Consider the following 12806-nt stretch of genomic DNA (forward strand, 5'->3'; position numbering starts at 1 on the left):
TTTAACTAGCACCACGCGTATTGTTATATATTTTTTATTAGTAAAATAGAACAAGTAAGTAACTTTACTATAATAAAAATAGTTGCTATACTGTGTCAAAATAAACGCTTATTCGAAGAAATACAAAGAGATGAATAGTTAATAAAATATGCAATCTAGAAAAGAACTTAGAAAACATAATAGCCGTAATAATCTCTATTTAGTTATTATTGGCGTAATTATTATAATTGCCATTATTGGTGGAGTATTTATTTATAACAAAAAAGTTAAAGCTGAGCAACAGCAGCGCACTTTTGCAGCTAGTCATTTTAACCCTAATGTCACTATTTATGGCATTAAGGTAGGGAATTTAACCGTTGCTAAGGCAACTGATAAAATCAATAAAAAAGCTAACAATATTATCTTCTTAAGAAACAAGAAGCTTGTTTTAGAAAGAGATCCTAAGATTCAGACTATTGATACACAAACGGTTAAGAATTACTTTGACAAACAACATACTAACTTACCTAACAAGCAAAAATATACTTACAACTCAACCACTTTAAATGAAGCTAAGAAAAATTTACAAAAAATGCAAAAAGCTACAGTCACCTATAACATTGCTGGTAAGAGTTACGCTTTAAAAGCAGTCGACTTAATTGGTGAAGTTACTTTTAAAGATGGCAAGTATCAATTTACTGATGTTAAAAACTTAACTAATAAGTTGAAAGACATTGATAATGAAGTAAAAACTCTGAAAAAGAGTTATAAGTTTACTGTACCTGTTGGAAATAGGATTAATGGCAAAACAGTTACCGTTACTAATAAGAGCTACGGTTGGGGTGTTCACGATAAAAATGTCCAAGAAGCTGTCAAAAAAGCATTTATTAATGGTGATACTACACTCGATGGTAGCAAATATCTCTATGGTGAAGGCTTCAGCACGTATGCTCATGGTTATGGTAAGAGTAATAATGGTATTGGTAATAGCTATGTTGTTGTTTCAATTAAAAAGCAAGAATTATGGGTGGTCCGTAAAGGTCGCGTTGTAGTACATTTAAATGATGTAGTTACTGGTACCTTGAAAGGTGGGAAAGGCAATCGAACCCCAAAAGGTGTTTGGTACATTATGTATAAGCAATCTCCAAGCGTACTGCGTGGATTGAATGACAATGGTACCAAATATGCATCTAAAGTTAAATATTGGATGCCATTTACATTAAGTGGCTGTGGCTTACACGATGCTAGTTGGAGAACTGATTGGAGTAAGACAGCATATCTTACCGGTGGTTCACATGGTTGTGTCAACATTCAACCTGCTGAAATTAAAAGCGTTTGGGACAATGTCCACACCAATGAAGCTGTAATTATTTACTAAAATTCAAAATAAAGCTTTTCAGGTTTGAAGAGCTTTATTTTTTTGCGTAAAATTAGACCTAAAAAGATATAGATTTTTGAGAGGATTTTTTATGTTAGTTATTGGAATTCTTTGTTTGCTTGTGGCAGTAATTTCATACTTTAGATATCTAAGCGAAAAAAATGGCAACACTAATAAGAGTAAAGAAAATAGTAAAAATGAAGCAAAATGGCAACGCGGATTAACTATTATCTTTTTGATTCTAGGATTGATCTTAACAATCTATGCAATTGTTTTACATCGCTTCTAAAAAAGACGTGGAAAAAATCCACGTCATTTTTTATACATAATTAACAGTGACATCCCCCATATTGGCTCGGCCTTGCAAAACTAATGTAGGTCCACCGCCATTGCTTTCACCTTTAATCGTTACCTCACCTAAGGTAGTACTCAGATGATTTTCAACTTGCCAAGATAATGGAATATATAATTCAATATCGCCCATTGATGCGCTCAGGTTCACGTTAACGGTATCTCCTGCAGCTTTAGTATCATCAAGGTAGAGACTGACGTCTCCCATTGAAGCATTGATTCTGATCGATTTTAAGTGTTGTGAGTGTACGTAACGTGAAGTATCGCCCATTCTGTGATCGATTACAATATTGTCGGCATTTTCATTGCTAGAACTATCGCCAATTTCTTTATCAATCACAATTTTTGGCTTAAAACTTCTCGTGAATAATAAACTAAGACCAATTGAAACTAACAATGCCACGAATAAAATCATCATTGGTGACAGCATGTGAGCAAAATGAAGTTTTTTGGCATACAAAATCGCAATGAAGGCCAGAGAAAAGACTGATAGATAGATACTGCGGTCAAATAATCCTTTGATAAACAAAACAATGAAAACTGCACTAAAAACTATTGTCATTACGCCAAATTTAAAGTCAAACAAATTAAGTTGATCAACCACTAATAATACTGCAGCAGCAATAAAACCAATCCCTAACAGGATTCTACTAAAACTTCTTTTCATCATTAAAACCTTCTTTCATTTAAGCGACTGCGCAAGTCCTTGTAGTAGCGTCGGGATGCGTAAATTGTCTTGTAAGAATCATGAAATTGAATCTTACAATTAGAGATCGATCGCGTTAAACCGTAAATCTGATCCAAATTAACAATTGTAGATTTGGAAATCCGCATGAAACTTACACCTAACATATTTTCCAATTCATATAATTTATACTTTACCAAGTAGGCCTGCTTTTTAGTGTGAGCCATTACCTGCTTAGCATCAGTTTCAAAAAATAGAATTTCATTTAAAGGAAGATAGTAAGAAACATTATCTTTAAACCCTTCAACTTGATCTGCATGCTGATCTTGCTGCTGTAATTCCTTATAAAGCTTTTCTATTTCAGGAGAAATATCCTTAGCCTTAATTACAATCTCTGCCTCTTGGGCATCAGGATCAATTTCTAGTTTAACTTTCATGTTTCTCACCCTTTCTCAAATCTGATAATTTTATTAAAATACAGAACGCTTTTTTTGACTAGTCTTTTGAACTAAGTGGTCATTTTTTGCTTCTAAGTGGCAATAAAAAAGCTCTACCTAAGTAGAGCCTCAAACGTTAATGGATTCCTTCCATTAGCGTATTAATTTTCTTAACTAAAATAAACATAATGATTCCGAATACTACACTGACTAATCCAATAGCTAAGAAGTATTGAACTTCAGTATCAGTTGAATAAAACTTAACGATTTGTGCATTAATCGCCTGACCCGTTGCATCAGCCATGAACCACATACTCATCATTTGTGAGCGGAAGGCATTCGGTGCTAGCTTAGTCGTAATTGATAAACCGATTGGCGAAATTAACATTTCCGCAATTTCAACAATAAACCATGAACCAACTAGCCAGAATGGACTAACTCTGCCACTTGTACCAAAGAGCATCCCTGGTAAAGCCATCCACATATAAGACAGGCCAGCAAAAACAAGTCCAGCAGAGAACTTCCCTGGTGCACTCGGTTGTTTCTTCCAATGTTCCCATAACCACACAAATACTGGTGTCAAAATCATAATAAACAATGGATTTAATGACTGGAAGTTAGCTGCAGCAAAATGCCAACTACCAATGTGCAATACCGTTCTTTGTTCCGCAAAAAGAGCCAAAACAACCGAACCAGATTCTTCTATTCCCCAGAAAATAGCTGCAGCGAAGAATAATGGAATGTATGCCTTAACTCTTGAACGCTCAACCTTAGTGACTTTTGAACTACGTAACATCATAACGAAGTAGTAGATTGGCAAAGCAATAGCTAAAATAGTAAGCAAAGTAATAACATTATTAACATTCAACTGACCAAAACCAGCCATTGCAGCTAAGACAATTGCTATTGCCACAATACCAATAATTGCCCACTTAATTACGTTAAGCAGATCGCCTTTATCAATCGGATCATTAGGTGTCAAGCTTTCAGTAGAAAGATACTTTTTACCACCAAGAACGTAGTTGTACCAATCCTAAGAACATTCCAACTGCGGCAAGTGAAAAGCCGGCGTGGAAGTTCATTTCATTGCCAAACAAATTAAAGCCGAAGCCTTGTGCTGCCCATGGTACTAATAATGGAGCAAGGAATGAACCAATATTAATACCAAAAACAAAAATACTAAAACCTGCATCCCGACGACGATCTTCTACTGAATAAAGACCACCAACCATAGAAGATACATTAGGCTTAAGCAAACCAGTACCGACAACGATTAAAGCAATTGAGCCATATAAGGCACCAACCCCAGCTGGTAATGCTAGTACAATATGTCCCAACATAATCAAGACGCCACCATAGAAGACGGTCTTTCTTGAGCCCCATATTCTATCAGATAGCCAACCACCAACCAAGGTAGATAAATAAACCAGCGAACCATAAATTGACATGATTGACGCAGCAGTAGTTTGATCCATCCCCAAACCACCTTTAGTAACTGCGTAGTACATGTAAAACAACAAAATGGCACGCATACCATAGTAACTGAAACGCTCCCACATTTCAGTAAAGAATAAAGTAGACAAACCCTTTGGCTGTCCAAAGAATGCTGTATTTGAATCTCGTTTACCCAAAGTAAAACTCCCCTCTTAATAAGGTAAGCAACAAAGAGTAATTATACCACGAAAAATAAGGATTCATTTTTTACAGGTGAATCCTTATTTTTTTATCTTAAACTTTTACTGATTAAATTGCCTTAGCAACTGCTTCATTAACAGCGTCCTTTTCGTCTTCGATCAAGTTAACCTTGCTTTCGATGACCTTAACGTCCATCTTAATTTCACGGCTAAGAAGTGGAACATTAACCTTTGGTTCAAAGAATTCCTTGAATTCCTTTAATCTAGCTGGAGTGTGGAAGACGCCAGTAGTAACGGTAATAAATGTAGCGAATTCCATGTCACCACCGACAGTCTTGTCAAGCCAGTCCCAATCTTCTCTGATCCAGTCCCAAGCAGCTTGTTGACCATGATGGTTAGCAAGAAGACCACGGTACCAACCACGAAGGTCTTGTGGTTTAATCACATCAGCGTTTTCAAAGTTGCCAAGAATTTCCTTAACTTCAGCTGGATCAATAGTGCTGGTTACAGCGCTACGTAAGTCAGCCTTGTATGAAGCATCTGCAGTTCTTTGGTATTCCTTGATCAACTTAGCAACTAAGTCGTGACTGCCATAGTTCTTAACTTCATTGATTAAAACATATGGACGAACATCAGCGTTCATTGCTTCCAAGTTGTCTTCATTTTCAGTGAAAATCTCATGAGCTGCCTTAATTGAATCAGCATTTTCTGCGTAAAGACTAGCGGCTAATTCATATGGACGAATTTGGATATCTTCATCACTTTCACCATTCTTAACTTTCCAACCTAAACGAGCAACTTGGTCCTTGGATAAAAGATCATAAAGCTTCTTCAAGTTCTTTTCTTCTGCTGATTCTGGTTCAACGAATTGACGGAGTTTTGCGGCAGTGGTGTAAAGAGCATTGATTACTAAGCTTGACTTAGAATCAGCAAACTTAGTAAGAAGTGGCACGATTGAAGCATAAGAAATTTGTTTACCTTCTGCTAGCAAACGCAAGTCTTGCAATAATTGCAACTTAGCAATTGGATCAAGTTCATCAACATCTGACAAAATATCATCAAGCAATGTCTTGTCATACTTAACGATGAAGTGTGAGTTGTTGCCAACATTGATTCTAAGTGGGTGACCTGCATCCTCACGAAGAACCTTGTAGTTACCCAAATCGAGTTCCTTTTCAGACATGATCTTAGGTGCATCGAAGTTGGCGTTCAATGGAATTTGCCATTGTCTACCCTTATCTTCGCCTTCACCAATGAAGAATTGCTTTTGAGTAAGCTTCAAGTGACCATCTGCATCTACAAATGCGTGAACTACTGGATAACCAGGTTGCTTAAGCCATGAGTGCATAATTTTACCAATATCAAGATCAGTAGCAGTAGAAAGTGCATCCCAAAGGTCATCACCAGTAGCATTGCCAAACTTATGATGATCAAAGTAGTACTTCAAGCCTTTTCTCAAAGCGTCATCACCCAAGAGTGAACGAACCATAACCAGCATTCTTGAACCCTTAGCATAAACAATCGCACTATCAAAGACAGAGTCGATATCAGCTGGGTCATTAATTTCCATTTGGATAGGTTGAACACCATCAGTAGCATCTCTAGTCAAAGCGGCTGGAGCTTCACTAGTTTGGAACATTTCCCAGATGTGCCAGTCAGGTTCCAAACCATCGACTGAAAGATATTCCATCATGTTGGCAAAACTTTCGTTAAGCCATAAGTTGTCCCACCACTTCATGGTTACCAAGTCACCGAACCATTGGTGAGCCAATTCATGAGTAATAACTGTAGCAACCAATTTCTTCATTTCCAAGCTGGTGTTATCTGGGTCAAGCAAAAGATATGCTTCACGGTAAGTTACTAAGCCCCAGTTTTCCATGGCACCAGCTGAGAAGTCTGGCAATGCAAGCTGCAATGATTGTGGAAGTGGATATTTAGTTTGATAGAAGTCTTCGTAAAATTCAATTGCGCGCTTAGCAATATCCAAAGCAAAGTCTAATTCCTTAGGCTTGTGAGCCTTAGTTGCGTAAACGCCGATCAACACGCCATCCTTAGTGTGTGTAGTCTTAGATTGCAGATCACCAAAGGCAAATGCAACTAAGTAACTGGACATGCGAACAGTTTCTTCAAAGTGGTGGTAACCATCCTTGTCTACTTCAGTTTCAGGCATGTTAGCAAGAGCAACTTCACCATCTTGTTCATCCCACTTAAGAGCAAGGCTAAATGTAGCTTTAGCTTCCGGTTCATCAATTGATGGAAATGCTTGACGAGCAAAGGTGGTTTCAAATTGAGTACCAATAATTTGCTTCTTAACGCCATTTAATTCGTAGTATGAAGGATAAATACCCATCATAGTATCTGTAAGTGGTGCGCTATAAGCAATTTCAATCACCATCTTACCGGTCTTGCCGGCATCGATTTTAATTGCTTCATCCTTATCATTGAATTCAAAAGGAACTTTTTCACCATCTACAGTGACGCCCTTAATATCCATGAATTTTTGATTAACCATTACTGGATTTTGCATTGCTTCACCAGTAATTGTTGAAGTACCAGTAATTAACTTCTTTTCACGGTTAACATCGATACGTAAATCGTAATGTTCTGGGTGAAAAGTTTCGTAAAAACGTTTTACTGCCATTTTTTGCCTCCTAAGATAGTTGTTTTCCCCTAAATTTTACCAAAATACGACCGAAATCGCTTAAAAAAGGCTATTTATTCCAGATTGTAAGAGTGACGTTGTCGTTTTGTAACATTGCTGTCACATTTGGCTTGTACTATATAACCATAGTCATTAAGAAATTAATAAGTTTTTGAACAAGTATTAAATAAGGATTGAATGAATAAATGAGTAAACACGTTAAATCTACTTTAGTTAAAATTTTTGCTGCTTTAGCACTTGCTTTTGCATGTGTTGCAGTTGCACAAACATTTTCTACCACTTCAACTAACCAAACTGTACAAGCTGCTAGAAGAAAGCTTTCAAAGAGAGAAAAAGCTGCTAAGCACTGGATCGCAATGCGTGAATCAGGCGGTAGCTACACTGCTAGAAATGGTTCATGTTACGGCAGATACCAATTAAGCATTGGCTACTTACACGGTAACTTATCACCAAAGAACCAAGAACGTGTCGCAGACAACTACGTTTACGGTCGTTATGGTTCATGGGTTAACGCCAAGAGATTTTGGTTAGCTCACAACTGGTATTAAAGGTTTGGATTTATTCACTCCTTAATTCCTAAATAAGAAAACAGCTTAGTCCAATTGACTAAGCTGTTTTTGTTTACTCAAAATTATCCTGTTTAACAAAACGATAAATAGCAATAATTAATACCAAAATAGAACAAGCCATACCGACATACGCCATCGTTCCGATATGAACCGCGTTATTAGCAACTGTACGAGTTATTTGATTTTCCATTGCATATCCCACTACCCATTTTCTCATTAAAACAGGCGTTAGAATGAAGCTAACAGTTGTAATCAACGAAGTAACCAGAGTTGTATTTCTCGAATATGGTTCTCTGAAAAACTGAGCTAACACACAAATTGCTGGTGCAATCATTAGCAACATAATCCAAATAATAATCCAACGACCAGAATTGCTGCTCATCATTTGTGCACTGTTGGTGGCATAACGATATGAACTCCAGAGTTGTCCACCTGTAACGGTGTTGAGCAAACTTAAGAAGTATGAACCTTGTTGCCCGTAATAGCCCCCATTGTTAGAAAGTGCACCTTGAAGGATTTGAAAACTGTCCGTTGATCCAGCTGATGAAAAGTCGACAGAAACAACTTGCTTCATATAAGTTGCCAAGAACATGACAACTGAACCTCCTAATTCGAAGGCTCGCAACATGCTTAACTTTCTCGAAGCTTTTAAATGAAACTCTAAGCTAAGTACTCGATTTGGATGATGACTGTGACCAATAATAAAGATTCCAGCAATTACTAACAACAGTAAAATAGCAAGTCCCCACCACAATTTAATCATGATGAAGAAGAGAGCTAATACGATAATCGCTACAGAAACATATGGACGGTCAGAGAAAATATTCCAAAAATTAAGTTTGACATGATTAATATTTTCTCTTGATACATGTGTCAAATCTGGATTAGCAATCGGCTTAGGATTGCTAATTTTTTTGCTTCTGAATTCTTCTCGACTAACAACTTTGTTCTTGGAATAATTAATTCGAGACTGATCAGCACCTGCTTGTCCATGCTCTTTTTTCATCCGGTATTCTCGCCGTGACATATGTGCCATATCAATGACAACTCCTTTCTCGAATCATTATCGTAGCACATTCTGTTTGTAATAGTTATTTGTAACACTCTATTTTGAAAAAATTTTTAGCTTTTTTGCATGTGCTAAAATAATCATTATTAACTAATTTACTTTTTGAAAGAGATGACTTTTTGACTGCTATAAAATCACAAAAACTCCCTGCTGGGTGGCATAAGGCCTTTTACACCCTGTGGCTAGGCTGTTTTATCACTGGTATGGGCTATTCAATGACCATGCCCTTTATTTCATTATTTATTTCAGATTTGGGCAATTATTCTAAATTACAAATCAATCTTTATTCAGGGCTAGCATTTGCAATGACCTTTATTGCGCAGGCAATAGTTTCTCCATATTGGGGCAGTTTAGCTGACCGTAAAGGCAGAAAATTAATGTGCATGCGTGCCTCTGGCGTGATGGCCTTGACTATTACATTAACTGGATTTGCTCCTAACGCCCTTTATATCGTCGTTATGCGTTTTATTCAGGGCTCTTTTTCAGGTTATATCAATAACGCAACAGCATTAATGGCTAGTGAAACGCCGCATCAAAAAAGTGGCTGGGTAATGAGCCAGATGATGACGGCTGGTACTGCTGGCAACTTGGTTGGGCCACTTCTGGGTGGTGCTTTGTCTAGCTTTTTCGGCAACTTATTAGGCGGTGCGTGGGGCTATCGGATTCCATTCTTCATTACTGGTGTCCTGATGTTCATTGTATTTTTAGGTACAACATTCTTGGTTCACGAAGACTTTACACCAATCTCTCGTGAAAAGATGAAGCCAATGGGCGAAATCATGAAGAGTTTGCCTCATTTGAAACTGATTATTATCATGTTTATTACCACAATGATCGTTCAATCTTCCACTATGTCTATCGATCCGATTGTTTCACTCTATGTTAAATCAATGATGCATGGTAGTGGCGACGTAGCTTTTGTAGCGGGTGTAGTTGCAGCTACTCCAGGGTTAGGTACATTGATCGCCGCTTCTAAGATTGGCCACAAGATGGACGAAATCGGGCCGTTACGCGTGTTACGTTTAGGATTAATCATTGGAGCTGTATTGTTCGTACCGATGGCATTGACAAATTCTCCATGGGTATTAGCATTTCTACGTTTTATCTTAGGGATTGCGAGTGCAGGAATGTTGCCCGCTGCTCAAACAGTATTAACCCTTAATACTCCATCTGAAAGCTTTGGTCGGATTTTCAGCTATAACCAGTCCTTCCAAGCTGTTGGAGCTGTCCTCGGATCAATGATGGGTTCCACCATTTCTGGCTTCTCTAATTATGCGACTGTTTTCTGGGTCACAGGATTCACGCTATTAATTAACTTCATTCTAGTATTAGTCTTTGCCTGGGGAATTTCTTATCGCCATCGTTAAAAATAAGCAAAAACTACTATTTAACATTAAGTTGAATAGTAGTTTTTATTTAGAAAAAGCTTTGCACATATGCAAAATTGATTGTACTAGTATGTAATTCTAGTATTCTATTAATAACTTAGAGAAAAAATTAAGTGAATTTGTTAAAACCTACAACGAGGGCAGAGCAACAGATGTGAATGTTATAGTACTACCTCATGACTTGCCATCCTGGTTTAAAGAGTTTTTAAATCTTCACATATTCATAAAATTATAGGCTGGTAATACAATGTTTACTAAAAGAGAATTAAAGGTAATTACTAATTTTCTTATAAGCCACATTATTACTTTTGGACCAACGTTTACCTTGGGTTTTACTAAAGTAAACGACTTTTTTAGTACCTTTTATCTAATTGCTAACCTAATATCAATTCTAATAATTGCAATTATTGATATTTTAACAACAATGGAAAAATTCAACTTAAAGTACTATATCTAATGATAGGAATTATTATAACCATAGCTATAGTTGAATTAATATATCATGGTTTATCATTAACCGAACGAATCCGAAATTGGTTTGCTATAGGAAATCTGGTTATCAGTGTAATATTATCAAGCTCTGTTCAGAAATAATTCAATGAGTACAATGAAAACGAAAAAAATAATTACTAAAATATTAACAACATTACTAAGTATCTATCCCCTTTTTATCACTTTCACAATTGAAGGTGAGATTTACGCTGAAAAAGGTTTGTACGCCAGCTTATTTGCCCAGTTAACATTTTGGATACTAGTTTGGATAAGCATCAGCATCTATTTTATTGAAAAAATCAATATTTACTTGGTAATCTCAATTGGTATCTTGAATATTATCTTTATCCTAATTCTACTCACTAGCTTTTTAAATATTAATTTACTTCAACCCGCAAATCCTCAATCTGTATATACCTACTTAGCAACAAGTTTGGGAACTAGTGCATTATACATCTGGTGTAAGTTAATGAATTAAGTATCCAATCAAAAAGGTCATGAGCAATTACTGCTCATGATCTTTTTGAATGCTATTCTTAAATAATTGTCCCCAACCGTTAGCTTCATTATCATACCCTAATAAGCGCAGCATGCAAGTTAACTTTTCCATTACATCAACTGAATGACCATCATCTTGTAAATAAGATATTAACTCTTGTAAAAAGAGAACTCGCATTTTCAGATACAATAAATCGACAGGAATCATGCTAGACTCTATTTTATTTATAAGAATTTGGGCTAATTTTATATCCCTTCGTATTAAAATAATCACCGCATTCAGAACTGCTCTCATGGACTCTGAAATTTGCATCAAATTATCCTGTGGGATCTCTTTTACGCCATTTAAAATTTGAGTACTTATTTCAACTAATTGATCGCTATCTAATAATGCAATGCAGTTGCCAAAAGCACGAATATAGTATTTATTCCATATCTTTACATGTTGAAAAATATTGCTTAATCTAGCCTGTTCACTATCATTAAAGATATTTTCTCCAGTAACATCTTTATAACAACTGCATATTGTCATCGCTAAAAAGAAATCTAATTCTTTATTAGTTACGTGATAGCGTTGCATTTGTTTATGAGCTAATTCTTCTAAACAAACGGCGTTATCTTCAGAATAAGCTTTTTGTACTTGTTCCAATAGTACTCTGATCGTCGCATTATCTTTTTTACTATATTGAGCAATATTAATAAATTCGTCTAAATAGATATCTAGCCGTTGCAGGAGACTTACCACATTGTCAAAATACATCTTTCCCTTACCATTCTCCCATCTAGACAATGTAGCTGGAGAGGTTATTCCTCTTGCGACTTGAGTTAATGATAATTTTCTTTTTTCGCGTATTTCTTTAAATGTAGCCCCGTAATTATCAACTGTTTTCATTTTTATCACCAACCAAAATTAGTTTGAGTTTTTCTTAATATCAAAATAAAAAAAGTAAAAAATAAGACTGTTTAGTTCAATGTCTAAACAGTCTTTTTCTTATGCTGCAACTTGCTTGTATAATTGATACATCCTATCATCATACGCACAAAGGGCAACTTGCATTTTATATTTCGAGTTTTCTTTTTGCCATTCAGCAATTGTATCATAGGCGATCTCTGCTGCTGTCTTAGCAGGAAAGCCAAATGCACCAGTTGAAATAGCTGGGAAAATAATACTATGCAAATCTGCTTTTTTAGCTAAGTCTAAAGAATTACGATAGCAAGCCCTAAGCATATCACAATCACTAGACTTACCTGAATACACTGGACCAACTGTATGAATTACATGCTTAGCTGGCAGATCATAGCCTAAGGTGATCTTTGCATCCCCCGTAGGACAACCATGCAAAGTCATACATTCTTCAAGCAAATGAGGGCCGGCAGCCGCATGAATCGCACCATCAACACCGCCTCCACCAAGAAGTGAATTATTAGCTGCATTCACTATTGCGTCAGCCTTCATCTTAGTAATATCACCTTGTATAATTTTAATGTCAGTCATTTTTGTGTCCTTATAAAACTGTTTCTATTTTTACGTTTTAATTCTAACACGTTAGATCTCACAATAATTGGAATAGTCCAAAAATAATTGTAGATATTTTATTATTTTTGATTTTTCTCAAAAACCACACAAAAAACGCCTTGCTCTGATACAATCCCACTAAAGTGGA

At 36.2% G+C, this 12806-nt stretch carries 10 protein-coding genes and 1 pseudogene; 4 read left to right on the forward strand and 7 right to left on the reverse strand.

Annotation, left to right across the window (positions count from 1 at the left end; genetic code table 11):
- The first annotated feature begins 148 nt into the window (after positions 1 to 148).
- Entirely contained in the window at positions 149 to 1357 is a 1209-nt protein-coding gene (locus FC57_RS09455; protein ID WP_007125995.1) for a L,D-transpeptidase, read from the forward strand.
- 91 nt (positions 1358 to 1448) lie between these two features.
- Entirely contained in the window at positions 1449 to 1646 is a 198-nt protein-coding gene (locus tag FC57_RS09460; protein WP_007125994.1) for a hypothetical protein, read from the forward strand.
- A gap of 30 nt (positions 1647 to 1676) precedes the next feature.
- Here the strand turns inward: FC57_RS09460 and FC57_RS09465 are convergent, their stop codons facing one another.
- From FC57_RS09465 to FC57_RS09480, 4 genes and pseudogenes are all read right to left on the reverse strand, one after another.
- Entirely contained in the window at positions 1677 to 2375 is a 699-nt protein-coding gene (locus FC57_RS09465) for a LiaF transmembrane domain-containing protein (protein ID WP_040529528.1), read from the reverse strand.
- A gap of 2 nt (positions 2376 to 2377) precedes the next feature.
- Complete coding sequence (locus tag FC57_RS09470; RefSeq protein ID WP_007125992.1) at positions 2378 to 2830, reverse strand: LytTR family DNA-binding domain-containing protein; 453 nt, start codon at positions 2828 to 2830, stop codon at positions 2378 to 2380.
- A 136-nt stretch (positions 2831 to 2966) separates the two neighbouring features.
- Positions 2967 to 4461: pseudogene (locus tag FC57_RS09475) on the reverse strand (peptide MFS transporter).
- Positions 4462 to 4573: 112 nt separating this feature from the next.
- On the reverse strand, positions 4574 to 7105 hold the full coding sequence (locus FC57_RS09480; RefSeq protein ID WP_007125989.1) for a M1 family metallopeptidase: 2532 nt from the start codon (positions 7103 to 7105) through the stop codon (positions 4574 to 4576).
- Positions 7106 to 7311: 206 nt separating this feature from the next.
- On the opposite strand from FC57_RS09480, the gene FC57_RS09485 reads away from it, so the two are divergent.
- Positions 7312 to 7674 carry an aggregation-promoting factor C-terminal-like domain-containing protein gene (locus FC57_RS09485; RefSeq protein ID WP_007125988.1) on the forward strand — a complete coding sequence of 121 codons (363 nt, stop codon included), beginning with the start codon at positions 7312 to 7314 and terminating at the stop codon, positions 7672 to 7674.
- 73 nt (positions 7675 to 7747) lie between these two features.
- On the opposite strand, the gene FC57_RS09490 is transcribed toward FC57_RS09485, so the two are convergent.
- A complete protein-coding gene (locus tag FC57_RS09490) occupies positions 7748 to 8731 on the reverse strand; it encodes a cytochrome C5 (RefSeq protein WP_148449513.1) in 984 nt (327 codons plus the stop codon).
- A 152-nt stretch (positions 8732 to 8883) separates the two neighbouring features.
- Here FC57_RS09490 and FC57_RS09495 point away from each other — a divergent pair, with 152 nt between their 5' ends.
- On the forward strand, positions 8884 to 10131 hold the full coding sequence (locus FC57_RS09495) for an MFS transporter (RefSeq protein ID WP_007125986.1): 1248 nt from the start codon (positions 8884 to 8886) through the stop codon (positions 10129 to 10131).
- A gap of 1018 nt (positions 10132 to 11149) precedes the next feature.
- Here FC57_RS09495 and FC57_RS09500 read toward each other — a convergent pair.
- Entirely contained in the window at positions 11150 to 12034 is an 885-nt protein-coding gene (locus FC57_RS09500; RefSeq protein WP_007125983.1) for a helix-turn-helix domain-containing protein, read from the reverse strand.
- Positions 12035 to 12133: 99 nt separating this feature from the next.
- The gene (locus FC57_RS09505; protein ID WP_007125982.1) at positions 12134 to 12637 is read right to left on the reverse strand and encodes an O-acetyl-ADP-ribose deacetylase; all 504 of its coding nucleotides are present in this window, start codon (positions 12635 to 12637) and stop codon (positions 12134 to 12136) included.
- Between the last annotated feature and the right edge of the window lie 169 nt (positions 12638 to 12806).

Origin of the sequence: Lactobacillus ultunensis DSM 16047 (assembly GCF_001436305.1) — a bacterium.
In the GTDB taxonomy this organism is placed as follows: Bacteria; Bacillota; Bacilli; order Lactobacillales; family Lactobacillaceae; genus Lactobacillus; species Lactobacillus ultunensis.

Coding starts and splice junctions, on each gene's coding strand:
- FC57_RS09455 (WP_007125995.1), top strand. CDS start 149: ATGCAATCTAGAAAAGAACTTAGAAAACATAATAGCCGTAATAATCTC.
- FC57_RS09460 (WP_007125994.1), top strand. CDS start 1,449: ATGTTAGTTATTGGAATTCTTTGTTTGCTTGTGGCAGTAATTTCATAC.
- FC57_RS09465 (WP_040529528.1), bottom strand. CDS start 2,375: ATGAAAAGAAGTTTTAGTAGAATCCTGTTAGGGATTGGTTTTATTGCT.
- FC57_RS09470 (WP_007125992.1), bottom strand. CDS start 2,830: ATGAAAGTTAAACTAGAAATTGATCCTGATGCCCAAGAGGCAGAGATT.
- FC57_RS09480 (WP_007125989.1), bottom strand. CDS start 7,105: ATGGCAGTAAAACGTTTTTACGAAACTTTTCACCCAGAACATTACGAT.
- FC57_RS09485 (WP_007125988.1), top strand. CDS start 7,312: ATGAGTAAACACGTTAAATCTACTTTAGTTAAAATTTTTGCTGCTTTA.
- FC57_RS09490 (WP_148449513.1), bottom strand. CDS start 8,731: ATGGCACATATGTCACGGCGAGAATACCGGATGAAAAAAGAGCATGGA.
- FC57_RS09500 (WP_007125983.1), bottom strand. CDS start 12,034: ATGAAAACAGTTGATAATTACGGGGCTACATTTAAAGAAATACGCGAA.
- FC57_RS09505 (WP_007125982.1), bottom strand. CDS start 12,637: ATGACTGACATTAAAATTATACAAGGTGATATTACTAAGATGAAGGCT.